This window comes from Corynebacterium sp. HMSC076D02 (assembly GCF_001813815.1).
Lineage (GTDB): Bacteria > Actinomycetota > Actinomycetes > Mycobacteriales > Mycobacteriaceae > Corynebacterium > Corynebacterium simulans.
On record NZ_KV814071.1, the window covers coordinates 1 to 23,248 of the forward strand.

The 23,248-nt window shown below is 57.9% G+C and carries 25 protein-coding genes; 9 read left to right on the top strand and 16 right to left on the bottom strand.

Features of this window, described 5'->3' with window-relative positions; translation table 11 throughout:
* Nucleotides 1-247: hypothetical protein (locus HMPREF2935_RS13360; protein ID WP_210400747.1), on the top strand; the 247-nt coding region annotated here is incomplete at its 5' end.
* Here the strand turns inward: HMPREF2935_RS13360 and HMPREF2935_RS09820 are convergent.
* The 5 genes from HMPREF2935_RS09820 to HMPREF2935_RS09840 form a co-directional block, all read right to left on the bottom strand.
* Entirely contained in the window at nt 230-1,228 is a 999-nt protein-coding gene (locus HMPREF2935_RS09820; RefSeq protein ID WP_070733010.1) for a hypothetical protein, read from the bottom strand. The two genes, HMPREF2935_RS13360 and HMPREF2935_RS09820, sit on opposite strands and share 18 nt — an antisense overlap.
* Nucleotides 1,225-2,061, bottom strand: coding sequence for an AAA family ATPase (locus tag HMPREF2935_RS09825; RefSeq protein ID WP_188310733.1), 837 nt, complete (start codon nt 2,059-2,061; stop codon nt 1,225-1,227). Before HMPREF2935_RS09825 ends, HMPREF2935_RS09820 begins: the two co-directional genes overlap by 4 nt.
* Entirely contained in the window at nt 2,058-2,765 is a 708-nt protein-coding gene (locus HMPREF2935_RS09830) for a hypothetical protein (protein WP_141756047.1), read from the bottom strand. The genes HMPREF2935_RS09825 and HMPREF2935_RS09830 overlap by 4 nt, the downstream gene beginning before the upstream one ends.
* A gap of 223 nt (nt 2,766-2,988) precedes the next feature.
* Nucleotides 2,989-3,867: an ATP-binding cassette domain-containing protein gene (locus HMPREF2935_RS09835; RefSeq protein ID WP_070733013.1), complete on the bottom strand. Its 879-nt coding sequence runs from the start codon at nt 3,865-3,867 to the stop codon at nt 2,989-2,991.
* A complete protein-coding gene (locus tag HMPREF2935_RS09840) occupies nt 3,864-4,238 on the bottom strand; it encodes a GntR family transcriptional regulator (protein ID WP_061925189.1) in 375 nt (124 codons plus the stop codon). Before HMPREF2935_RS09840 ends, HMPREF2935_RS09835 begins: the two co-directional genes overlap by 4 nt.
* Nucleotides 4,239-4,452: 214 nt before the next feature.
* On the opposite strand from HMPREF2935_RS09840, the gene HMPREF2935_RS09845 reads away from it, so the two are divergent.
* The gene (locus tag HMPREF2935_RS09845; RefSeq protein ID WP_062036711.1) at nt 4,453-5,631 is read left to right on the top strand and encodes an NYN domain-containing protein; all 1,179 of its coding nucleotides are present in this window, start codon (nt 4,453-4,455) and stop codon (nt 5,629-5,631) included.
* 104 nt (nt 5,632-5,735) lie between these two features.
* Here the strand turns inward: HMPREF2935_RS09845 and HMPREF2935_RS09850 are convergent, their stop codons facing one another.
* Both HMPREF2935_RS09850 and trxA read right to left on the bottom strand, forming a co-directional pair.
* Nucleotides 5,736-6,479 (bottom strand): PspA/IM30 family protein, encoded by a 744-nt coding sequence (locus HMPREF2935_RS09850; RefSeq protein WP_061925196.1) that lies wholly within the window; start codon nt 6,477-6,479, stop codon nt 5,736-5,738.
* A 147-nt stretch (nt 6,480-6,626) separates the two neighbouring features.
* Nucleotides 6,627-7,001 carry a thioredoxin gene (gene trxA, locus HMPREF2935_RS09855; protein WP_061925198.1) on the bottom strand — a complete coding sequence of 125 codons (375 nt, stop codon included), beginning with the start codon at nt 6,999-7,001 and terminating at the stop codon, nt 6,627-6,629.
* A 129-nt stretch (nt 7,002-7,130) separates the two neighbouring features.
* On the opposite strand from trxA, the gene HMPREF2935_RS09860 reads away from it, so the two are divergent.
* The 4 genes from HMPREF2935_RS09860 to HMPREF2935_RS09875 are packed head-to-tail and all read left to right on the top strand — an operon-like array spanning nt 7,131 to nt 11,605.
* Nucleotides 7,131-7,334 (top strand): heavy-metal-associated domain-containing protein, encoded by a 204-nt coding sequence (locus HMPREF2935_RS09860; protein WP_061925201.1) that lies wholly within the window; start codon nt 7,131-7,133, stop codon nt 7,332-7,334.
* A 42-nt stretch (nt 7,335-7,376) separates the two neighbouring features.
* Nucleotides 7,377-9,641, top strand: a complete 2,265-nt coding sequence (locus HMPREF2935_RS09865) for a heavy metal translocating P-type ATPase (protein ID WP_070733015.1) — start codon at nt 7,377-7,379, stop codon at nt 9,639-9,641.
* A 45-nt stretch (nt 9,642-9,686) separates the two neighbouring features.
* Nucleotides 9,687-11,024: an MFS transporter gene (locus tag HMPREF2935_RS09870; protein WP_070733018.1), complete on the top strand. Its 1,338-nt coding sequence runs from the start codon at nt 9,687-9,689 to the stop codon at nt 11,022-11,024.
* Nucleotides 11,025-11,026: 2 nt separating this feature from the next.
* Nucleotides 11,027-11,605, top strand: a complete 579-nt coding sequence (locus HMPREF2935_RS09875; protein ID WP_070733021.1) for a VanZ family protein — start codon at nt 11,027-11,029, stop codon at nt 11,603-11,605.
* Here the strand turns inward: HMPREF2935_RS09875 and HMPREF2935_RS13265 are convergent.
* The 9 genes from HMPREF2935_RS13265 to HMPREF2935_RS09915 all read right to left on the bottom strand — a co-directional run bounded on the left by HMPREF2935_RS13265 (nt 11,529) and on the right by HMPREF2935_RS09915 (nt 20,524).
* Nucleotides 11,529-12,536, bottom strand: coding sequence for an alpha/beta hydrolase fold domain-containing protein (locus tag HMPREF2935_RS13265; RefSeq protein ID WP_082778667.1), 1,008 nt, complete (start codon nt 12,534-12,536; stop codon nt 11,529-11,531). The two genes, HMPREF2935_RS09875 and HMPREF2935_RS13265, sit on opposite strands and share 77 nt — an antisense overlap.
* Nucleotides 12,529-13,968, bottom strand: coding sequence for a replicative DNA helicase (dnaB, locus tag HMPREF2935_RS09880; RefSeq protein ID WP_070455821.1), 1,440 nt, complete (start codon nt 13,966-13,968; stop codon nt 12,529-12,531). The genes HMPREF2935_RS13265 and dnaB overlap by 8 nt, the downstream gene beginning before the upstream one ends.
* Before the next feature lie 568 nt (nt 13,969-14,536).
* On the bottom strand, nt 14,537-14,989 hold the full coding sequence (gene rplI, locus HMPREF2935_RS09885; protein WP_061925214.1) for a 50S ribosomal protein L9: 453 nt from the start codon (nt 14,987-14,989) through the stop codon (nt 14,537-14,539).
* A gap of 48 nt (nt 14,990-15,037) precedes the next feature.
* Entirely contained in the window at nt 15,038-15,601 is a 564-nt protein-coding gene (locus tag HMPREF2935_RS09890; RefSeq protein WP_061925217.1) for a single-stranded DNA-binding protein, read from the bottom strand.
* Between the two features lie 55 nt (nt 15,602-15,656).
* Entirely contained in the window at nt 15,657-15,947 is a 291-nt protein-coding gene (rpsF, locus tag HMPREF2935_RS09895) for a 30S ribosomal protein S6 (protein WP_210400748.1), read from the bottom strand.
* Nucleotides 15,948-16,147: 200 nt separating this feature from the next.
* The gene (locus HMPREF2935_RS09900) at nt 16,148-16,336 is read right to left on the bottom strand and encodes a hypothetical protein (RefSeq protein ID WP_070733024.1); all 189 of its coding nucleotides are present in this window, start codon (nt 16,334-16,336) and stop codon (nt 16,148-16,150) included.
* On the bottom strand, nt 16,337-17,827 hold the full coding sequence (locus HMPREF2935_RS09905) for a glycosyltransferase family 87 protein (RefSeq protein WP_070733026.1): 1,491 nt from the start codon (nt 17,825-17,827) through the stop codon (nt 16,337-16,339).
* Nucleotides 17,828-17,836: 9 nt separating this feature from the next.
* Complete coding sequence (locus tag HMPREF2935_RS09910; RefSeq protein WP_070733029.1) at nt 17,837-20,080, bottom strand: transglycosylase domain-containing protein; 2,244 nt, start codon at nt 20,078-20,080, stop codon at nt 17,837-17,839.
* Between the two features lie 78 nt (nt 20,081-20,158).
* A complete protein-coding gene (locus HMPREF2935_RS09915; RefSeq protein WP_061925232.1) occupies nt 20,159-20,524 on the bottom strand; it encodes a DUF5318 family protein in 366 nt (121 codons plus the stop codon).
* A gap of 183 nt (nt 20,525-20,707) precedes the next feature.
* On the opposite strand from HMPREF2935_RS09915, the gene HMPREF2935_RS09920 reads away from it, so the two are divergent.
* The 3 genes from HMPREF2935_RS09920 to HMPREF2935_RS09930 all read left to right on the top strand — a co-directional run bounded on the left by HMPREF2935_RS09920 (nt 20,708) and on the right by HMPREF2935_RS09930 (nt 22,821).
* Nucleotides 20,708-21,181 carry a MarR family winged helix-turn-helix transcriptional regulator gene (locus HMPREF2935_RS09920; RefSeq protein ID WP_070455818.1) on the top strand — a complete coding sequence of 158 codons (474 nt, stop codon included), beginning with the start codon at nt 20,708-20,710 and terminating at the stop codon, nt 21,179-21,181.
* A 155-nt stretch (nt 21,182-21,336) separates the two neighbouring features.
* The gene (locus HMPREF2935_RS09925) at nt 21,337-22,320 is read left to right on the top strand and encodes a universal stress protein (protein ID WP_070455817.1); all 984 of its coding nucleotides are present in this window, start codon (nt 21,337-21,339) and stop codon (nt 22,318-22,320) included.
* Between the two features lie 24 nt (nt 22,321-22,344).
* The gene (locus HMPREF2935_RS09930) at nt 22,345-22,821 is read left to right on the top strand and encodes a hypothetical protein (protein WP_062042983.1); all 477 of its coding nucleotides are present in this window, start codon (nt 22,345-22,347) and stop codon (nt 22,819-22,821) included.
* The last annotated feature ends 427 nt before the right edge of the window (nt 22,822-23,248 follow it).

The following is a 23,248-nucleotide window of genomic DNA, read 5'->3' on the forward strand; positions in this document are numbered from 1 at the left end:
ACATTGGCACACTATTGAGTTCTCAGACATCATCGCCACACAACGAACAGGCACCATTTGTATGGTGACGGCTCATTATGAGCAAAAAATTTGTTTTTGTCAGGGCCTGTTTTCCTATCGCCGCTTCAGCCAGTCACTGTGTGACTGTGGGGCGCTGTCGGTCGCGCTGACTCACATAAAGTTACACACCACTTTGAAACTTCACAAATCCGCTGGTGATTGTAGCTTTTTAGCTCTTTATACCTAGCCACTTTTTCAGTCCTGACGCGTATGGATTCACCTGTCGCACGTTGGCGGGCAGCAGGACCGCCCACAGCACGTACGTAACGGCCGCCGCGAGCATCATTGGCAACCCGTCGAGCATCTCCTTCATTCGCAACACGAAGATGGCTGCCGTTGCAGCGGCAATCAGCACCGGTATGTAGACGGTCTTCCACGAACACAATTCAAGCGAGACAACGAGAGCGGGCACCAGGAAGCCGAATGCTGCAATGAGCCAAATAGGTTTACCCACAATCAGCCAGCTAAGCCCAACGCCAAGGAGGCTCGCCGCCGGACTGACCAAGCTTGCGATGATGACATGTCGCGCCCAAGTACTTTGGCTGCCGCCAAGCGTGACGAAGTTGGCCAAAGAATCTAGGTGTTGCACAACAGTTGCCATCGCCAAGATGCCCATTGTCATCAGCATGTTTCCGATATTCGGTCCGTTCTCAGGCCATGTGCTGCTGATGAAGGCGTTCGCCACCGCTGCGATACCCAGGACAACCCAGCCGATGACCCAACCGCGAACCAACGGGCGGTAGACCAACTGACCTTCAAGGCTTGCTGGGAAGTGTCCAAAGCTATCATTGCCTGGAGTATCCGCTAGAAGGTCTTCGACCGTCATGGTTTTGGCTTTGGCCTTCCAACAGATCAGCTTCCACACGAGAATTAGCGCCGTAATAGCGAGAGGAATCCACCAACGCAGATAGATGCTGATGACACCAGCAATTAGGGCTGGCATTACCGCTACGATTCGCCCATAGCGAGTTGTAACCGCAGTGCTAAGGCCTAGCGCCTGTGCTTTGGTCTTGTCTGGTTCAGCCGCAAAAATTGCCGCCCAAAGTGCGACGAGGGCGATTGTAGTAATCAGCGGGTCTTCAATTCCGCGAAGCAGGAATAATCCGGACAGCAGGAATATCGTGACCAACGAGCTGCTCCAATTGAGCGTGCCGAAGAAGAGTTTCATTGTGCACCTCCTAGCGCCAGCACCGCCTCTTCCAGGGTGACTTCCTGCGCGCGTAGCCCGAATTCTGCCGCCTGATCGAAGACGCACTCGGCGAAGTTGGGGCGGGCGTCGATAAGCACACGCTCTGCGTGGACCGAGGAATGGCGGGCCAATACCGGCAACTGTAGGCGCCCCAACGCCCTATCTACTTGTTCCGCAGGGCCCGTCACCGCCACGATGCAGTCGACGAGGCTTTCAATGGGGCCAGACAAGGGGGCTTCGCCAAGCAAAAGCACCGTGTCGAGGTAGCCCTCAATCTCATCGAGATGATGGGTGGACACCACAATCGTGCGTTTGCCCTGTTCCTCCCGGAGGACCTCAAGAAAGCGCTGACGCTTATCGACGTCGAGGCCCAGGTAGGGCTCATCCAGCAGCATCAACTCGCAGCCGGAAGCTACGGCGAAGATAAAACCCATCGCGGACTTCTGGCCGCGGGACAAGCCGGAGTAGTTCTTCTTCGGGAGCGCAAATTGCGCGGCAAGCTCTTCAGCCCGCTCCTGGTTCCAGGTCTTCCACCGCGCCTTGCCAATGCGGAAGAGCTTGTCTACGTTCCAGCCATCGAAAAGCGGGTTATCAATGCCCATCAGGATGATGCGATCCATGATCTTCTGGTTGTCAAAGGGACGCTCCCCAAAGACTTTCAACCCCTCCGACTTGAGCTGGCCTGCGATCATGCGCAGCAGCGTCGTCTTGCCCACTCCATTGGGACCCACCAGGCCGTGGGTCAGGTTATCTTCGAGCGCGAAAGACAGCGCCGGAGCATTTTGCATAGCTAGGTTTTCGGCTTTAATCATTTCGACCACTCCGGGATACGTTGGGTATTTGCGTACAGCGGGTAAAAGTAGTGAACGGGCAAAGCAAGGACGATGCAGACTACGCATACGATCGCGCCGGTAGGCTGCGACATTTCCACGCCCCGAATAAACCCGAGAAGGCTCATTCCTCCTATCACTCCAACGAGGCCCAACCACAAACTCGCATTGCACAACACAAAGAACAGGACATAAAGTCCTACATTCACGAAGAGATCCGCGGGCGCAAGCAGCCCACTTAGTGCAAGCACGCACACCAAACCGAGCAAGCCCGTGCCTAGGTTGTGGCGGCGCCAGGAGCGGCGCGTGCGCCCGAATGCCTGCCACATGTAAAGGTCGTCGCCAAAGAGCCAGCTGCTACCAAGGGCGCCAAAGAGGACGGGAATTGCCCAAATAAATGGATCCCGCACTGAAGGGAATACGCCGGGGAGCAACTTCTGCCAAGCGAAGAGCAGGCCGCCAACGATGACGGCAGTGGATAGTATGACTTTCCACCGCGAGCCCTTCGAATCTTTAACGGCGGTGCGCTTGCGCTCACGATCTTTATCACGGATTTGCTTGTATAAATACCAAACGACGAAAAGTGCGACTAGCCCGGTGATTCCCAGCGCTTGCGGCAGTGGGATAACACCAATATTGAACACGGCAATGACTCCGACCACGAGCACCGCGAGGGGAATATTCAAACGAAGGAAATCCGCGCGCCGGTAGCCAAAGGCCTTGAATGCCGGAAAAGGGACCAAGAGTGCAACGGCCAAATTGAGACCCAAGCACGAGTACATAACCTGCGAAACTAGGGGGAAGTCTGTCCAGAACCGCGCCGAGGGAAAAACTACAATCAGTACCACCGCGGCGAGACAGTGCCACCAATAGTCGGTGATGTGGTGCCAAAACAGGCTAAACATGGGTTTAAACATCGAGCCCTCCCATCGCGAGCTTCACTGCATCTTCCAAGTTGACCGGCTTGCCTTGGGCGACGCCGCGCTCCACGATGACGCGGGTATTGCCACCTACGGTCTCCTTAACGAGCGCCGCCTCTTCCAGCTCTGCGGGTAGGGACCCAGTAACGGTGACTTCAACGAGGGCGTCGTCAAGCAGAGCGGCATCAAAAGTGCGGACAACGCCGTCGCGCAGCACTAGGTAGCTGTCGACCACTTGCGAAGTTGCGTGCAGATCGTGGGTCGCCAACACCACCGTGCGCGGATGGGCCTCCAGCTCAGCGAGGAGCTCACGATAGAAGGCCTCATGGTTATAGGCATCGAGACCCAGGTAAGGCTCATCCAGCAGAGTTAGCGGCGCACGCGCCGCAAGAGCAATGACAATGGCCAGCATGGAACGCTGGCCGCGGGAAGCCGAGCCATGGCGCGTGCTCAGATCGAGGCTGAAGACCTCGATGAGATGCTCCGCCACCTCCTGCTGCCAGTGGGGGTAGCGCTGGGCTGCAACCTTCACAATCGCGCCAAACTTCCAGGAACGCGGGTAGGCGGTGTCCACGCCAGCGAAGACCACCTGATCCATCACCTCGGCGTTATCGAAAGGCGCTTGCCCGAAGACCTCAATTTTTCCCTTGTAACGCGCCTGCCCGGCCAGCAGCGAAAGCAGCGTGGACTTGCCTGTGCCGTTGCGGCCAACGAGCCCGTAGATGCGGCCTTCCGCCAGCTGAATATTGACGCCGTCCAGGACGGTCTTGCGGGAGAAAGACTTGGAAACACCCTGCGCGGTTACAACGGTGTTTGCAGTGATTGCAGCATTTGCGGTGTTCGCGGTGTTCGCGGTGTGTGCGGTCATGAGTAGAGTCCTCTGCTTTCTGCGACACGGTGGACAAGTTCTTGTAATTGCTCGCGCGTATACCCAAGGCGGACGGCCTCATCGACGAGGGGGGCGACGTATTCGGCGGCGAAGTCATTGCGGCGCCGCTGGCGGATTTTCTCGGTAGCGCCCGGCGCCACGAACATGCCGATGCCGCGGCGTTTTTCTAGAATTCCGAGTTCGGTCAACAAAGTGATCCCCTTTCGCGCCGTGGCGGGGTTGATGTTGTGGAAGGCGGCTAGCTCATTCGTCGAAGGCGCCTGCGCTCCTTCTTCCAGGCCACCTTCCACGATGGAGTCCTCAATTAGCGCGGCGATCTGTCTGAATAACGGCTGCGTTGAGTTATCCATGTACGCCTGCACCTCCTCGCTTGCTCAACTGGTTAGTTACTCAACTAACTAACTAAACAAGTACCTCGGATTTTAGATTTGCGCAAGAGCAAAACTTTTCTAGGCCGCCTGACCTGCCAATTTCCCCCAAGGCATCGACGTTTAGTGACTAATGGGGCACACTGGATCCCAAAGAAAATTTATTTAGAACTATTAGGAACGGAACTTAGGAGCCATGCTTGAACGAACACTTGTCTTCGTTGACACGTCTTACCTGCTTGCGAGCTTTTATAACTCATGGGAAACCGGAGCTCGCGCGCAACTAGAAATAGACCTCCCAGAGGTCGTAAATAATCTCGGTTCCATGGTGGAAAACCAGCTCGGAAACCGCATTCACCGCCAGTACTGGTACGACGGAATCCCAGACACTGGCCCACACCGCTACCAGCGCGCACTGCGCACCTGTGATGGCGTGCAACTTCGCACCGGCCAGCTCATCGAGTGGGGCGAGCGCCGCACCCAAAAGGCAGTCGATACCCGCCTCGTTGCCGACATGATCCTCGCTGCAATGAAGCAGCAAGTCACCGACTTTGTTTTGGTTTCCGGTGACGCCGACATGATCCCAGGCGTACAAGAAGCCGTAAACGCGGGCGTGCGCGTGCACCTCTATGGCTTTGGCTGGGACTCCATGTCCTCCGCCCTGCGCCACGCTTGTGACACCACGACCATCCTCGATCCGCGCGAAGACTTCGCCGACGCAATGGAGCTCCAGGTCCTGGAAGGCCCACTGCCACCCACCATCCGCGAGCCTCACAACAGCGACGAAGAGCTGCCGCAGGTGCCTCAAGTAGAGGACGAGTGCGAGCCTTCCGAGGCAGAAGCAGCGTTTACCTCAGCACCGAAGCCCAGCCCCTCCCCTGCCGACCTCGCGCCACAGACGGCCACCACAACGGGCTCGGGTGAAACTGCCGAGGCCAAGCCTGCGGCCGAGAACACGCAGGCACCGCAGCCCCCAGCTACGGATTCCACCGACGAAACGCAAAGCGCAGCCGAGACTCCGAAGCCAGCTGCACCGAAGCCGTCCATGATGGCTCCGCGCCGCAAGCTGCGCTCCAAGTACGTGCCACTACCCGAGGAGGTCTGGACCTCTGCAGGCTTCCAGTCGCCATTCGACGTCGGCCAGCAATACGCCTCCTGGTGGTTCGAGAATGCCGCCAACGCCGAGCAACGCGACCAAGCACACCTACTCTCGGGCGGCGGCCTGCCGCCGGAAATCGACCGCCCGCTGCTGCAGTTTGCCTGTGAAACTCTGCACGAGTACACGCTGAGCGAATCCCAACGCGTCAATCTGCGCGATGGCTTCCACTCCGGCATTCGTGGCGTCCTCATCGCCATCCGCCGCGAGGAAAGCTAACCTCCTCGCCTAAAAGGAGGCGGCCACCCCTTCAGCTCCCTCAGCGTTGAGGAAAGAAGGAGGTGGCCGCCTCTTTTCTATTTCTGCCTTAAAAGCCTTAGTGGCTACTTCTGCTCACCGGAGCCTAGCTCTTTCTGCTTAGCCATCTCGGCGCGGATCCCCTCCAGACGGGAGGTTGCCTTCATGTCATTGCCGGCCGCGGTGATTTCCTGAATACGGCTGCCGCCGGAAGCCTGGTGCAGCTCCTGCGCACCCAGTGCATCGGTATAGCGCTTTTCAATCTTTGCGCGCACAGAATCTAGTGTAGGCACGGAGTCATCCGCCTGCAGTTCGTCCATGGACTGCACGACCTTGGCGTTTTGCTCCTGCATCGCAGCCTGATCAGCCTGCGCCATGAGCTCGTCGACCTGTGCCAGCTGCTCCTTCAGGCGCGCCTCGGACTGCTGCTGCTGAGCCTTAGCCTGCTCTGCAGCCTGAGCGGCAGCGGCGTGTTGAGTCTTTACGTTCTCCAGCTCATGTTCCACAGCAACCAGCTGAGAGGCTACAACCTCGGCAGCCTGGTTGTACTCGGAAGCAGACTGCGGGTCATCCGCCTTATCTGCTAGCTCGAGGGCGCGGCGCGTCTGGTTTTGGTAATCCTCCTGCTGCTTGAGCAGGCGGTTGATCTGCAGCTCGAGCTGGTTCTTGTGACCGATGATTTCCGCCGCATGCTCGGAGATCTTGCGGTGTTGTTCCTTGGCACCGTCCACAGCCTGCTGAATTTGCACCTTAGGGTCGGCGTTCTCATCGATCTTCTGATCGAAAGAGGCCATTACGTACTTCCAGCCTTTGCTGAATGGATTCGCCATTGAACTAACTCCTTGCGTGTGGAAATAAGGGAAGGTCCCAATAAAAAGGACGCTTTCTAGCGAGTTTAGCCGGACTAGCTAGAAAGCGTCCGAGAAAAGAGCTTGAGGGTGGGGGATAAAGCGCTATGCGCCGAACCCGCTGCCTTCCTAGCTCTCGCTTTGCGCGTTCTGCTCTTCAACCTGACGGCGAACGTCCTCCATGTCGAGCTCCTTAACCTGCTTGATCACATCCTCGAGGGCTGCTGGTGGCAATGCACCCGCCTCGCGGAAGACCAGGATGCCGTCGCGGAAGATCATCAGGGTAGGAATGGACTGAATCTGCAGCGCTGCGGAAAGGCCTTGGTTTGCCTCGGTGTCGAGCTTGGCGAAGGTCGCGTCTGGGTGCTCCTCGGAAGCCTTCTCAAATACCGGCGCGAAGCGCTTGCACGGGCCGCACCAATCAGCCCAAGCGTCTACGAGAGTAATGCCCTCACCGGACACGGTCTGCTCAAAGGTCTCTTCAGTTACGTCGATAGTTGCCATATAAATCTCTCCTGTTTTTCGGGGTCTTTCCTATCAACGGTACATGACTGAGTGTTATTCCTTAGCGCACTATTGCAATATACCCCCTGGGGGTATACGGTCGGGTTGTACCCAAAGAAAGGAAAAACAATGAGCGTAAAGAACTACACCGTAGAGGGCATGACCTGCGGACACTGCGAAATGTCGGTACGTGAAGAGGTCGGCGAAATCGCCGGCGTCAGCTCCGTTAGCGCAGACCACACCACCGGCGCCGTCACCGTCGAGGGCGAGGGCTTCACCGACGAGCAGGTTGTCGCCGCCGTTGCAGAGGCAGGCTACAAGGTCAAGGCCTAATTCACTCTTCCCCTTCCTGATTCACTCTTCCCTCTTAAAACCATGACTAATCTCGCCCACCTAGATCTTGGCGTTTCCGGCATGACGTGCACCTCGTGCTCGTCGCGCGTGCAGCGCAAGCTCAACAAGGTCGACGGAGTAACGGCCAACGTCAACTTCGCCACCGAGACCGCCGCCATTGAGTACGACCCGGCCACTGCAAACCCCGAATCCCTCATTGAGGTAGTTCGCGGCGCCGGCTACAACGCTTTCACTATGGGCGATGATTCTTCCGATGCGGAAGACCCCGAGGATGGCTCAGATCCCACCGCGGCCGCGCGCGCCCAGGAGTCCCGTGATCTACTGCGCCGCACCCTCATCTCAGCCGCGCTTTCCACACCGGTAATGCTGGTTTCCATGCTGCCCAGCCTGCAGTTCGACAACTGGCAATGGGCGGCCGCAATTCTGGCGACCATCGTCTATATCTTCGGCGGCGCACCTTTCCACAAGGCGACGTGGGCAAACCTTCGTCACGGCTCCTTCACCATGGACACGCTGATTTCCATAGGAACCACCGCGGCCTATTTTTGGTCGCTGTATGCCATGTTCTTCGGCACCGCTGGCCAGCCTGGGATGAAGATGCACATGGAGCTGATGTCCAACCACGCACAGATGGATCACATCTATCTGGAATCGGTGGGCATGGTCATCACATTCTTGCTGTTGGGCCGTTGGTTTGAGGTCAAAGCCAAAGGCCAATCCTCGGAGGCGCTGCGCACGCTTCTGGGGATGGGCGCCAAGGACGCTACGCTGCTTGTCGACGGCGCGGAAAAACGCGTGCCCATCACACAGCTCCAGGTAGGAGACGTATTCGTCGTTCGTCCTGGCGAGAAGATAGCCACCGACGGCGTCGTGGAAGCCGGCGCCTCCGCCGTAGACGAGTCCATGCTGACAGGCGAGTCAATGCCCGTGGAAGTCAAGGCGGGTGACCACGTTACCGGCGCCACGTTAAACTCCGCCGGCCGCTTAGAAGTCCGCGCCACCAAGGTCGGCGCGGATACCACGCTCGCGCAAATGGCCAAGCTGGTCACCGACGCCCAGGCTTCCAAGGCCCCAGTCCAGCGCCTGGTGGACAAGATTGCACAGGTCTTCGTGCCCGTGGTCATCATCATTGCCGCCCTAACGCTGCTCGCGCACTTGATCTTTGGGGACGGCGTCGCACCAGCCTTCATCGCTGCGGTCGCTGTACTCATCATCGCCTGCCCCTGTGCAATGGGCCTTGCAACTCCGACTGCCATTTTGGTGGGCACTGGCCGCGGCGCGCAGCTGGGGCTTCTCATCAAAGGACCTGAGGTCCTCGAGTCCACCAAGAAGGTAGACACCATCGTCATGGACAAAACCGGCACCATCACCGAGGGCAAAATGCCCGTCGCACGTGTGCATCTCGCACAGCAAATGGGAGGCTCTACAGCAGAAAGCAGGCTTCTCCTGCTCGCAGCGGCGGTGGAAGCAGGTTCTGAACATCCGATTGCCAAGGCCATCGTTTCAGCAGCCCAAGATCTGCCGCAGGCAGGCCGCATTGAGCCCGCAAGCGACTTCCATTCCGTGGCAGGCCGAGGCGTCGAGGGCACAGTAGACGGACACCGCGTGCGCGTCGGACGCATAGAGGGTGAGCAAGCAGCACGCGGCGAGCTCGCCGCCACCTTCCAGGCCGCGGAGGCCGAGGGTGCAACCCCGGTCGCCGTCTACGTGGACGATACGCTCGCTGGAATCATCGATGTTCGCGATACGGTGAAGCCGACGTCTGCCGCGGCCGTCGCCAAGCTCCGCGAACTCGGCCTTACCCCACATCTTCTAACCGGTGACAACGAAGGAGCAGCGCGCGCCGTCGCCAAGGCCGTGGGCATCGCCAACGCGGACGTAACCGCAGGTGTGCTGCCGTCCGGCAAGGTGGCGGTAATTAGGCACCTGCAGGAGGAGGGAAAGACCGTTGCCATGGTGGGTGACGGCGTCAACGACGCAGCAGCCCTTGCCCAGGCAGACCTCGGCCTAGCCATGGGGGCTGGCACCGACGTGGCGATTGAAGCATCCGATATCACCTTGATGAACAGCGATCTGCGCTCCGCAGCCGACGCCATCCGGCTCTCGCGCCGCACCCTACGAATCATCAAGGGGAACCTGTTTTGGGCTTTCGCCTACAACGTACTGCTCATCCCAGTGGCTGCGTTGGGCCTACTCAACCCGCTTTTCGCCGGCATCGCTATGGCCTTTAGCTCGGTGTTCGTTGTCAGCAACTCACTGCGTCTGCGCAACTTCCAATCTTCCTAGCATTTTCCCAGCACACAGAGCTGGACCAAGCTATAGTGCCCTTGTATGCGGACAATCAACCAAGGCCATATTTCACGCGCGGAGCGTCTCGACCGCCTGCCTGTTACTAAGAAGCACAAGAAGCTGTTAGCCGGCTCAGGGATCGGCTGGGCACTCGATGCCATGGATGTCGGACTCATCTCTTTCGTCATGGCAGCTTTGGCAACCCACTGGGGCATTAGCCCTACCGAATCCTCTTGGCTGGCTTCAATCGGCTTCGTGGGCATGGCACTCGGCGCGACCTTTGGAGGATTGCTCGCCGATAAGATTGGGCGCCGCCAAGTATTCGCGCTAACCCTGCTGGTCTACGGTTTGGCCACCGGCGCATCAGCCCTCTCGACCGGATTGACGATGCTCCTTATCCTACGCTTTATCGTCGGCCTCGGTTTAGGCGCAGAACTGCCGGTGGCATCAACGCTCATTTCCGAGTTCTCCCCGCTTAAAGTGCGTGGACGCATGGTGGTCATACTTGAGGCTTTCTGGGCAGTGGGCTGGGTGCTCGCAGCGCTCATTGGCACCTTTGTAGTCGGGGCGTCGCCTAGCGGCTGGCGCTGGGCCTTGGCGCTGGGAATGGCACCTGCCATCTACGCCCTGTTCGTGCGCCTCCGTCTGCCCGAATCGGTGCGTTTCTTGGAATCCAAAGGCCGGCACGCGGAGGCAGAAGAGGCGGTGGCCTCCTTCGAAGCAGCGGCCAGATCCGAGGGCAAACCTCAATCTTCTGCCGTTACCCCACAGACCTACGGGGAGGAAGACATCACCTCGACTAGCATTTGGTCGGCATCACTGCGCCGGCGGACCGCCGCGTTCTGGAGCATCTGGTTTTGTGTGAACTTGAGCTACTACGGCGCGTTCATCTGGATTCCTTCACTCCTCGTAGCCGATGGGTTCAGCCTGGTTAAATCCTTCAGCTTCACGTTAATCATCACGCTTGCCCAGCTGCCCGGCTACGCCGCTGCAGCCTGGCTTATTGAATCCTGGGGCCGACGCCCAACGCTCGCCGCGTTCCTAATCGGTTCCGCCTGTGCAGCAGGAATGTATGGTTTTGCATCCACCACGACCTTGATTCTCGTGGCAGGTTGCCTGTTGTCCTTCTTCAACTTGGGAGCCTGGGGTGCGCTTTACGCCATCGGCCCAGAGCTCTATCCCACCCACCTCCGCGGCGCGGGAACGGGTGCCGCCGCGGGCTTCGGTCGGCTTGCTTCCATTCTCGCTCCATTGATGGTGCCAGTGGTAGTCTCGCACGGCGGTAAGCCCTGGCTTTTTGCCATCTTCGCCGCCGCATTCGCCGTGGCAACAATTGCCGCATTCTTACTTCCGGAACAACGGGGAAAGGCCCTGGTATAGAGATGAAAGCACGCTTGCGCGCTGCCGTTGCTCTGGGTGGATATTGCGCGGTCATTTTGTCACTGACCACTCTGAAAGCCTTCTTCCAGATCGGTTATCTCTGGAATCCGGATAATCAACGCGCCAGGGAGCTGCGTCTGATGCCGCTGGATGATCTGTTCTCCGGCAGCTGGTTCAAGCCTGCGTTTGAATACGGCGGTAACTTCGCGTTCTTCGTCCCACTTGGAATACTGCTCTACGTGCAGGTGGGCTCGAAACTCAAGGCAACGATCTGGGGTTTTGTCTTCTCTGGCCTAGTCGAGACCATCCAATACGTCTTTTCGCTAGGTCGCACCGACATCGATGATCTCTTCTTCAACACCCTGGGTGCATTCTTCGGCACCTGGCTCGCGCAACTGCTCGGAAAAAGATTGCACGCCTTCTGGCAATGGTTGGCCATCGCCACGACCGCGGCATTCATCGTGCTCGTAGTACTCGGCCCGCGCCTAGGCGACCCTGCAAAGGTCAAGGATTTGTCTCTGTATGGATCTGCTGAAGAATCGCTTTCCGTGCAGCTTTCCACTGCGGCCCTTCCGGCTTAGACCACGAATAATGCTCCGCGTCATCGAGGAGCACCGTCTCAATGCTGAGTCCATGCGCACGTGCTCGAGCCATGAAGTATTTGACCTCGTCGGCGTTGACGGTCTTGTCATTTTTACCGTGGAGCACCACGATGCGGGCTTTGTCGTTGACATTGTCCGCAGGTGAAGCTTCGAAATAACGCTGCGGCACCTGGCGCGGCGTACCACCTAGAAGCGTGCGCACAAACTTATCGTGCTGTCTAAAGGCCAGGTGCATGTCATAAACACCGGCAATACCCACGCATTTATCTACGCGGAACTTTGGTGCGGCACCAGGTGCCTTTGCCGGCAGCGCCGGACGCGAACAAGCCCACGTCGAAAGGTTGCCGCCCGCTGAATAACCAGCAACAACGACATTGCTGATGTCGAGGGGGATGCGTGATTCATGCGCGAGCTGCGGAATGAAGTCAATAGCCGCCGCAACGTCGTTGTACGTCATTGGCCACCCACCAGGCGCATCCTTCGCGTTCAAAGTCACGCCACGGTATTCCACGTTCCACACTGCAACTCCGTGTTGGGCTAGGTCGTTGACCACGGGTGCCGCAGAGCGCGCAGTAGACTTTTCTTGCCATCCACCACCATGGAAGAAAACCACTAAAGGGATCTTTTTCGCAGGTGAAAGCTTCTTGGGCGTCACCAAGTATCCATGTTGTCGCGGGTGTTGATGGCCATAAACAAACTTCTGGGCATTTACCTGCGGAGAGGGTTTAGTGGGCATCACGGGCGCCGACGTGGGCTGCCCCGTGCCTCCTTCAGGCGCTGGGGTGCCGGAACAACCAACGCCACTGAGGCTCAATGCCATAACGGCCGCGGCAAAGGCGCCGGAAATCGCTAAGCCGCGGATATGCGACACCGGTTGCCTATTCTGAGGGTGCGGCAGGCTATTAGCCATGTGCCATGTTGACGAACTTGGAGTAGTGCAGCTGGTGCGCAACCTGGATTGTATCGATAGGACCACCACGGTGCTTAGCCAGAATGATGTCAGCCTCGCCGGCTCGTGGGTCATCCCGGTCTTGGGAGTCTGGGCGGTAAAGCAGCATAACCATATCGGCGTCCTGCTCCAGCGAGCCCGACTCACGGAGGTCAGCAAGCTGCGGCTTCTTGTCAGTGCGGGACTCTGGGCCACGGTTCAGCTGGGAAATGGCAATCAGCGGCACCTCGAGCTCTTTGGCCAAAAGCTTAAGCTGTCGGGAGAATTCCGAGACCTCTTGCTGACGGGATTCAACCTTCTTGCCGGAAGACATCAGCTGCATATAGTCAAGCACGATGAGGTCCAAACCATGTTGTTGCTTTAGGCGGCGGGCCTTGGAGCGAATCTCCATCATGGTGAGGTTCGGAGAATCATCGATGAACAGTGCCGCATCTTGGATGCGGTTGAGCGTCTGGTCGATCTTGGCCCAATCTTCAGTGGAAACGCGTCCACCGCGCATATCGGATAGCTTTACCTCCGCCTCAGCCGAGAGCAAACGCATCACGATCTCAGAGGCAGACATCTCGAGGGAGAAGATTACGGAAGTCTTGCCATGCTGCAACGAAGCCGAACGCATGAAGTCCATGGCCAGCGTCGACTTACCAACACCAGGACGCGCCGCGACAATGATCATCTGCCCAGCACGCAGACCATTGGTGAGCTTGTCCAAGTCAATGAAGCCAGTTGGCACCCCGGCCTCCAAGCCACCGTTTTGCTGCAGCATCGCGAGCTCGTCAATGGTTGGATCGATAAGCTTTCCAAGAACTTGATAATCCTCGGTTGTCTTCTTCTGCGCCACCGCAAACACTTCTTGCTGGGCACGATCCAAGACAGACTCGATTTCTGCATCTTCGGCGCCTTCGAAACCCAGCTGAACAACGCGCGTGCCTGCGTCAACAAGCTTGCGCAGAACTGCCTTTTCCGCAACGATTTCCGCATAGTAGCGAGCATTCGCTGCAGTAGGAACGGTGGCCAAAAGGGTGTGCAAATAGGGCGCACCACCCACGCGCTCCAGATTGTTATAGCGGTCTAGACGGGAGGCCACGATGACCGCGTCAATGTCAGTGCCGGCGGCATAAAGATCGACCATAGCCTGGTAAATCAACGCATGCGCTGGGTAATAAAAGTCATCTGGTTCGAGCTCCTCAATGACTTCCATAACCGTATTCGGGCTAAGGAGCATAGCGCCCAAGACGCCTTGCTCCGCTTCCCTATCTGAAGGCGGCTGGCGGAACTCGCCATAGCGCTTAACGTCATCCCTGCGCTTGCCGCGGTAGGGGCGATCTTCTACCTCCGGCACATCGGGCGCCTCTGGCGGTACGTAGTCAGAGTCATCAAAGCTTGCATTAGTCATAGACAATCCATCCCACCATATTTTTGCGGCCGCTAGGCGGCATATCTCCCCTCGGCTACTCTTTCGAGCTCTAAGTCTAATGCAGGGGATAGACATACAATTTTCGCCCCTCCACGCGCTTCGCTTGGGTATAAAACGAAAGTTTTCCACAGGCACTTGTGCAATTCCCAGGTGAGTGCGTACTTTTGTCCCAGAACTGCTGTTAGGACCTGTGGATAACTCCTTCAAGCCACTGACCTGCGATTACTATAAGCGCAGGTCAGGCGGTGTTTTTGCCAATGTGAAAATGTACACAAAACCAGTGGACAACCGCATTTACCTGCGTATTAACGCTTTTACCCGCGGGTTAACGAGCGGTAAAAGCAGCTTCCACTTGACAAAAGTTATCCACAGATTTGGAAAGTTATCCACAGTTGTCCACAGGCGGGTGAAATCGTGCCTAAAACGCGCAAAAAGCCCCTGGGGCTTGCCACCTCACATGGCAGGCCCCAAGGACCAACTGCGTTGCTGTTGTCATTGTGGTTTCCATGCTTCGGGCATGGAAACCGTCGTGCGCCTTAAATCAGTTTTAGGCAGCGACGACCGAGAAGTTCACCTTGCCGAGAACATCAGCGTGCAGCTTCAGCTCGACCTGGTAGTTGCCGGTCTTCTTGACCAGGCCCTTTGGCAGAACGACGATGCGCTTGTCCAGCTTCGGGCCGCCAGCGGCCTCAATAGCGGAAACGATGTCGTCTGCAGAAACGGAGCCGAAAAGCTTGCCGTTTTCAGAAGTCTTCATTACAACCTGAACGCCGGAGAGCTGCTCGAGCTGGTTGCGGACCTCGCGTGCGTGATCCAGGTCGCGGATTGCGCGAGCTTCCTGGGCGCGCTTGATGCCCTCGATCTGCTTCTCAGCACCGCGGGTGGCAACGATAGCCAGGCCGCGAGGAAGCAGGTAGTTACGTCCGTAGCCGTTCTTGACCTCAACAATTTCGCCTGGGGCGCCGAGGTTCTCAACGGCAGCGGTGAGGATCAGCTTCATGATCCCTGCCTTTCAATTGAGTTAGTTAATAATTGCGTTTGACAGTGTTTAGAACGGGGGTTCAGCGTCTGCACCGCCGAAGCTGCCGGCTTGTGGTGCAGAATTCCACGGATCATTAGAAGGAGCTGACTGCTGCGGAGCGCTCTGGTTTCCACCAAAGCCACCCTGGTTGCCGCCGCCAAAGTTGTTGCCGCCCTGGTTCTGCTGCTGGCCGCCGTAGTTGCCACCACCATTGCCGCCATTGGCGGACTTGCGGGTGACCTGAGCGGAAGCGTAGCGCAGGGATGGGCCAACTTCGTCGACCTCAACCTCAAAGACAGTGCGGTTTTCGCCCTCGCGGTTCTGGTAAGAACGCTGGCGGAGGCGGCCATTAACAATGACTCGCATGCCCTTGGTCAGAGTCTCTGCAACGTTTTCTGCGGCTTGGCGCCACACGTTGCAAGTCAGGAACATGGCTTCGCCATCCTCCCACTGATTCGTCTGCGAATTGAAGCGACGAGGGGTGGAAGCAACGCGGAAGTTTGCTACAGCCGCACCCGCTGGGGTGAAGCGAAGCTCCGGGTCAGCAACTACGTTGCCAACAACGGTGATTGGGGTATCTCCCTGTGCCATGGTCTGTTCTCCTTATCGGTTACGTGGATTCTTAAAACTCTGAAACCAGTATCCGCTATTTGCTGTCGGTGCGCAGAACCTTGGTACGCAGGATGGTGTCGTTCAGGTTCAGGCGGCGGTCAAGCTCGAGCACCGATGCGGACTCGCACTCAAGGGTAACGACGGCGTAGATGCCCTCTTCCTTCTTGTTGATGGCGTAAGCAAGACGACGCTTGCCCCATACATCAACGTTTTCAACCTTGCCGCCGTCCTTGCGGATAACTTCCAGGAACTTGTCTAGGGACGGGGATACGGTGCGCTCATCCTGGTTAGGATCCAGAATAATCATGACTTCGTAGTGACGCACGGACCTCATCACCTCCTATGGTCTAGTAACTGTTTTCGGCCATATCACCTTTGCGGATATGGCAGGAGGGTACGTTGCGTCAAGCAACCCCACCACAATAGCGCATTGACCGGCCAAAAAGAAATCCTCAACGGGATATTTCCGCTGAGGACTTACAGTCTGTAACCAAGCACACGAACGCCCGTGCGCGCGGCTCGCACCTAGCTCCGCATGGTGGTGGCGAAGAAGATCGCACTGCCGGCTGGAATCACCGTCAGAAACAAAAGCGCCAGCAGGCCAAACAAGATGGGCCAACGGCGGTCATCGCTGCGCTGATAGAGATAGTAAGCAGCCATGACGCAGAAGAACCCGAGGACGATCGAAACGATTCCCACGATTGTGATACCCATTTAGGCAAACTCCCCTACTAGCGGATCGCGGCCTGCGTGTGCCGCGCGTACTTTATCGACGCTCTTGCCCAGCATCTGGCGCACGACGAGCACACCAATGACGATGATGAAGCCGTCGCGGGCGATGACCATGATATCGAGCAGCTCATGCCCGATGCCCTTGTTCTCCTCCCCCAGCATGTGCCACATGAGAACCGGCCACACCAGGGCGTCGACAAGCATCCAGCTCATCAGCAAACGCCAACGCGGCAGGGCTAACAGAGCCGGGACCACCAACCACAGCGAATACTGCGGGGACCAAACCTTGTTCACCAACAAGAAGGCCATCAAAATGAGGTAGATTAGCTCGGCCACGCGCGGCGTACGTGCCACCCGCAGTCCGAAGACTCCAATGACCGCGCATGCGATGAGGAAGGCGGGCAGGGTGAAGGCGTTGAGGAATTCCGGGCTGAACTCGATTCCCGTCACGCGGTTAAGCACGGCATAGATGGTGGTCCACTCCGCGCCACGTTCCTCGTTCAAGCGGAAGAACTCGTGCCAAGCCTCCGGGTACTTTTCTGCCACAGGGACGTTGACCACGAGCCAGGAGATCACCGTACCGCCGAGCATTCCGCCTAACGGCGCCCACTTCTTGTTTCGCACTGCCAGCACTAAGAACGCGCCCAGGATGAATAGTGGCCACAGCTTGAACGCAGTACCGCAACCAATCAGGATTCCGGCGAGCCAATTCTTGCCACGGGTTACGGCGAGAAGTGCGCCCACCATGAAAGCGATGGAGGGGATGTCCCAGTTGGTAAATCCATGGATGACTACCAGTGGGCTGGCCGCCATCAGTACGGTGTCCCACGCCCGGTTTCCGGTCAGGCGGAAGACCATGTAGACGGTAACGACCCAGATGCACGACATCACCAGTGCGGTGAGCCCGAAGTACCAACCGGATTCGGCGATGCCAAACCAGTGGCCCACCGGGTAGGTAGTGCGCGAGAGCCAACCCATGATTCCCTGAAACATCCCGGCCAAGACTGGGTATTCCATGTAGCGGGTGAGGTCACCCTCCTGCCACGAAAAGGCATAAGGGAAGCCACCCTGGTCGAGGCCGCGGCCACCGTAGAGCGGGATGATGTCGTTGTAGCAGAACGAGGTGTACTGACGGTTGCCATCCCAGTTCAGCGAAATGAGCCCTTCTGCAGAAGTGCGGCTGCCCGCGCACGTGGCCTTGCTGAGAAAGCCGAATACCAGAAACATCCAAGCCACCGCGATGAGGGCGCGCAGGGGGCTAAACCATTGCTTCTTGCCCGAATATGCGAAACGACCCTTCGGCCCTCCGAAGAACTCGACGACATCGTGCGCAAAAGGCTCCGACGAAAGCGGAACGAGTCCAGTATTTTCCGCCGCTGCCTTATCCGTGGCGGCGGGTGATGCGGGGGCAACAGGTGAAGCGGGGCGAGCTTGCGCCACCGACTTCACCTTACGAAGGGCCCTATCAGTCACGCTGATCTCCTATTGATTAAGCAGATCGGCCAAATCGCCTTGGCCGCTAATGATGTCCTCAATCGACGGGACATCTTGCGCCGGCTGATTAGGCGGTGCCGGACGGCCCTGCTGACCCTGTCCCGGCTGACCCGGCTGGCCTTGCTGCTGTTCCGGTGAAGGCGCCGGCTGCTGGGCCTGTTCCTCTGGTGCCGGAGTAGGTGCCTGAGCGTCCTGTTCCGGAGCGGTGTTGCTGTCGCCGCCAGCGGTACCGGAGTTATAGGAAGAGTCGTAGGAGCCGGTGTAACCCGAACCCCAGCTACCGCTACCGTAACGGACGGGGTAAGCCTGCGGGAAGGACTTGTACTCAGCGTTAGCCAGCGAGGTATCCAGAATCTGCTTCCAAATCTGAGTCGGGGAGTTGGAGCCGTACATGATTCCGCCATAGGAGTTGAAGATGGCAGAGGTGTTGTCAGCGGTACCAACCCACACGGCGGTTGCTAACTGCGGGGTGGAGCCAACCATCCAAGCGTCCTTGTTGTTGCCGGTATCGCCCAGCTGCGTGGTACCGGTCTTGGAAGCGGACTCACGGCCGCCGGCCAGAGCACCGTTGGACCAACCTGCGACCGGGAGCATTGCCTTCAAGACATTATTGGCAACGTTCGCGGAAACACGGCGCTCGCCGCCCTTGTCGTCGAACTCGTAGAGAACCTCGCCGCCGGTGGTCTCCACCTTCTGAACGAAGTGAGGCTGGTGCCAAACGCCACCGTTGGTCAAAGTGGCCATTGCACTAGCCATATCCAGCGGACGGGACTGGTACTGGCCCAATACAATGCCCTCGTACGGAGTCCCGCCCTTCTCACTCAGGGTCTTATCGATGCCCGGCAGCGACTTTGCAATACCCAGAGCATGCGCCATGTCTGCGGTGTCCTGCGTACGGTTTTCCAGATCGTCCTGCAGGCGGAGGAAGGAGGTATTGTAGGATTTCTTCAACGCCTCAGCGATGGAGCAGCTGCCGCAGCCACCATCGACGTTGGTAACCACCTGGGAACCAGGCAGCTGATAAGGAGCCGAGGAGTAATAGGTATCCAAGCCAATGCCCTGCTGCAGTGCTGCCGCAAGAGTGAAGATCTTAAAGGTGGAGCCGGTCTGCAGACCCGCATTTGCGTAGTCCCAACCAGTTGCCTCGTTGCCGCCGAAGTAGCCGCGGATACCGCCGGTTGCCGGGTCAATGGTGACGGCAGCAGCACGTGCGTCTTCCTGCAGGGAAGCCAGCTGACCATCCACCACATCGGTGGAGGCGTTCTGCACGTTCATATCGATGGTGGTGGTGATCTTCAGACCACCGGTTGCCACCTGATCCTCAGTGATGCCGACGCGCTCGAGTTCGGCGATGACCTGATTCTTGATGTGGCCAAAAGCGCCCGGCGCCTCGGTGTATGCGGAGTACTCGGAAGGATCACGAGTCTGCGGGAACTGCATTCCCTTACGCTCGGTGGCGTTGAGATCGCCCATCTCTACCAAACCATCGAGAACATAGTTCCAACGCGCCTTGGAGCTTTCCTCATCAACGCGCGGATCAAGAACGGAAGGAGATTGGATAAGGCCGGCCAACATGGCGCCCTCTTCCACGGTGAGATCCTTTGCGTCCTTGTTGAAGTAGGCGTTCGAAGCAGCCTGGATGCCATAAGCATTACGTCCGAAGTAGACCGTATTCAGGTAGGCCTGCAGGATGTCTTCCTTAGACCATTCGTTGGTCATCTTGATGGAGTAGATGAGCTCACGAATCTTACGGACATAGGAGTACTCGTCACCCACCAGAGTGTTTTTCACATACTGCTGGGTAATGGTGGAGCCACCACCCGCGGTGGAGTCACCGGTGAGCTTTCCCAAGACTGCGCGGCCTAAGCCGGTAAAGGAAAAGCCCGAGTTGGTCCAGAACTCGCGGTCTTCGGCCGAAAGCACGGAATCTTCTACGTAATCAGGGACTTCTTCCAGCTTGACCTGCGTGCGGTTGCCTTCCGGCGGCACCAACTTAGCCAGCTGAGTGTTTCCGTCACCAGCAACAATGGTCGAAACCTGGTTGGCCTGAAGGTCCTTTGGATCCGGGACCGTGTATTGGGAGTAGGCGTAGCCGAAGAGAGCTGCGGGCACAACCACGAGCACCAAGGCAACGATCAAAACAATCCAGGGCCAGCGACGTCGTTTGCGCTGGTTCGTAGATTTTTTACTATGACGCCCAGCTCTCTGTTGGGCGGATTCCTTTTCGGTCACTGCTTCGTGTCCTCGTCAATCATGGGCAGATTTTCTTAAATAAATGCAGCTTACCGGCCACAACGGCCGAGCCAAAAACTAACCTTCATCATAGGCCGTCGCCGCCGCCAATAGGTGATTCCACCGGCACGCCGTACAAACTTCGACTTTATGAACCGTAAATTCGATGCCTTCGGCGACGAATTCTGCGATTTCCTCATCGCTGCGCGCGCTGCCGGCACGCCGCCCTAACGCCTCGCCATAGACCCATTTAGTAAGGCGCATCGCCTCCCCGCAGAGAGGACATTTGCGCACCATGTCGATGCCATGGTGCTTGGCTGCGGCGCGGAGGAGAAAGTCGGCGTCGCAAAGCGCGTCCTTTTCTATAAGGCCCGCTCGATATTTGCGCAGGTGCTGCGCACGCTCCCACTCGTGGGAGATCACGTGTTTGAAAGAAACCGCCACAGTGGTCCTATCCTCCTTTCCTAGATCCAGGCCTGAAGTTGACCAGACACCAAATTAGACAACAGCTTAACCACGCCACCTGTTCCCGCGTGCGAATGAGCGGAAAGTATTTTTCAACTCAAAAGCTAAATTTTTCGTGGCCTAACTACCGTTGCGAGTGTACGGGCGCTACTATTACTTTCCATGAGTGAACAAGCTGCTGAGTCCCCCTCCACCTACGAAGACGCCCTTGACGTAGCCCGCAGCATTCAGCCCGCACTAAACAAGCTGATGCTCATCTTCCAACGCACCACCGAAGGTTCCTCCCTGACCACCTCCCAGGTCTCTATCATGAACCAGCTGCGCCTGCGCGGCCCATCCCGCGTGAGCACCATCGCACAGGCAGAACTCATCCGCATGCCCACCGCGTCCAATGCCCTATACCAATTGGAGCGCCACGGCTTTGTGGAGCGCCACCGAGATGACAAAGACCGCCGCGGCGTCCTCGTGGCACTGACCCAACTAGGTGAATCTGAACTGAACATCGTCTCCCGTCAGCGTGCCGCCGCCCTGGCGGAGATCCTGCAGTGGATGGAACCTAAAGACTTGCAAGAGGCTCGTCAGATGAGTTCCCTGATTGCCAAGTTGGCAGACGTCTATCGCCCGACAATGAACTAAAGCCCGCTTAGCAAAGAAACCGGGCATGAAACCGCATGTAGACCAAAGCGACCAGGGGTAATGCGGACCAGGCCCGGATTTCTTTTTCGCCCCTCCCGTGACTAATAATGGGCTAAGAATTACGCCCCCGGACAGTTCACGGGATGTATTGCTGAATGGATAAAAATCATCAACACAGGTCTTTTGCTTCTCTCGCTAAAGACCCTGTGCGAATCCTAATTTCGTGGAGTCCTTCCTCCACTGGCACTGAAGCGATCGATTTTGCAGCGTGGCTCGCCCGCTCCACCAACGTTCGCATCAGGGTCGTTTCCACGATCTCCGTCCCACTGGCCACCACCGCGCTGAAGAAGCACGGCAATAAATTTAAAAAGTGGTTCACCAAGGAACAGGCCAAGTGCAAAGAACGCGTTCTGGAAGCACTCGAGGCGGCGGGTATCTCCGATTCCCAGCTGGACGAAGAACCTTCCGTTCTTTTGGCCGGCCCCTCCCGCCCGCAGCTGCTGACCGAGATGGCAGAAGAATTCGGCGCGGATGCAATCCTGCTTGGCGCTAACCAATCCGCGCCAAAAGGCCGTTTCTTCGCAGGCTCGACTGCCGACGCTCTGCTGCACTTTTCCCCTATTCCGTTGGGCCTTTCCCCGCGCGATATCAAGCTTTCCAAGCATGGCGTGACCCGCATCAACTTCGCTTTCACCGAGCGCGGTGACTCCGAGGACCCCGCCTTGCTGTGCGCCGCCCGCCTGGCGAATGCATGGAACGTTCCGCTGCGCATCGTGGCCTTTTCTGCCGACGGGCTTCTCGACGCCCAGGTCAGCGGCAACGTCGACGTCGCCTCCAAGCTAGCCAAAGGCTGGCACGAGCATTCCTTGTCCATGCTGGACCGCGCACACGATGTGGTGGCAGAGCGCTTCCCAGAGCTACCGATTACTACCGCAATCGGCACCGGCCATGGCTGGTCTGGCGCGGTGGACTCGCTGAAGTGGAAGAAGGGCGACTTGATGTGCCTAGGTTCTTCCCCGATGGGCCCCTTCGAACGCGTATTCATTGGCTCCACGGCCACCGAGCTGCTTCCGCATGTGCGCGTCCCGGTTCTGGTGCGTCCCTCGGACTCTGCGCCTTCAGTCGAAACTGCGGGCTAATCCACGGCGACTAGACTTTGGCCTATGAATCTCCAGCCTGAGCATCCGGAAAACGATCTGACAACTGATGCCGACTACGCCAACCTGCGGCGCCCGGAGCCAAGCTCTTTCGATGAGCTCGCGGATGAGCCAGATCCCCTAGCGGTAGCTGCGGCCAACCGCCGCTCTTCCCGGCAGGCTATCTGGTTCATGGTTGCTGTGCTGCTGCTTTCCGGCCTCTACGCATTTGCGGTGGCCCTAATTACCCGCTCCCAGGGCGGGGCGCTTTGCGACGCCCAGCTTGCCACCTGGCTGTGCACCGAAGGCCAGCGCCGCTTCTTTGCACTGACCACCGTCATCATCCCGTTCCTGGGAATGGTGGGCACCGCCGTCATCATGGTGCGCAAGCTCAAACGCTATCTGCGCTGGCGCTCCTGGATGGCAATTTTCTGGGTAATGGCCTGCAACTTCATGCTGTGGTGCATCACCGACATTCAAATCTTGTTGGTTCCGCTGGGCTAACCGTTTCCCCGTGAATCCGTGAATCTCGGTCTTCCTTGCGCCTAAGACGCCGAGCTAGAGCCGAAGCCGCTACCCGCACAGCCTGCGATGACCAGGCCCAACAGCAGCGCGGCGGCCGCACCACCAGCTAGACCTGCCAGCTGCGGCAGCGAGTACCGGCCCACAAGACTTAGGCATCGAAGAGCCATGCGTTGGCTGTGGTTTTGGATTCGGCTTCGGGTTAGGCTCTGGTTCAGGCTCGGATTCAGCCAAGACCTTAACCGCAAATTCGTGCTCGCTGGTTACTGAGCTGCACTTTGCGCCGCAGCCGCGGCTACTTCCGCGCAATCTGGACGCCCACAGTGCTGGGTTTCTACGCTCTGGATGCAATCATCACAGATGAGCACCTGCTTGCGGCAGGTGTCCTCGTTGATGCAGTTATGGAAGG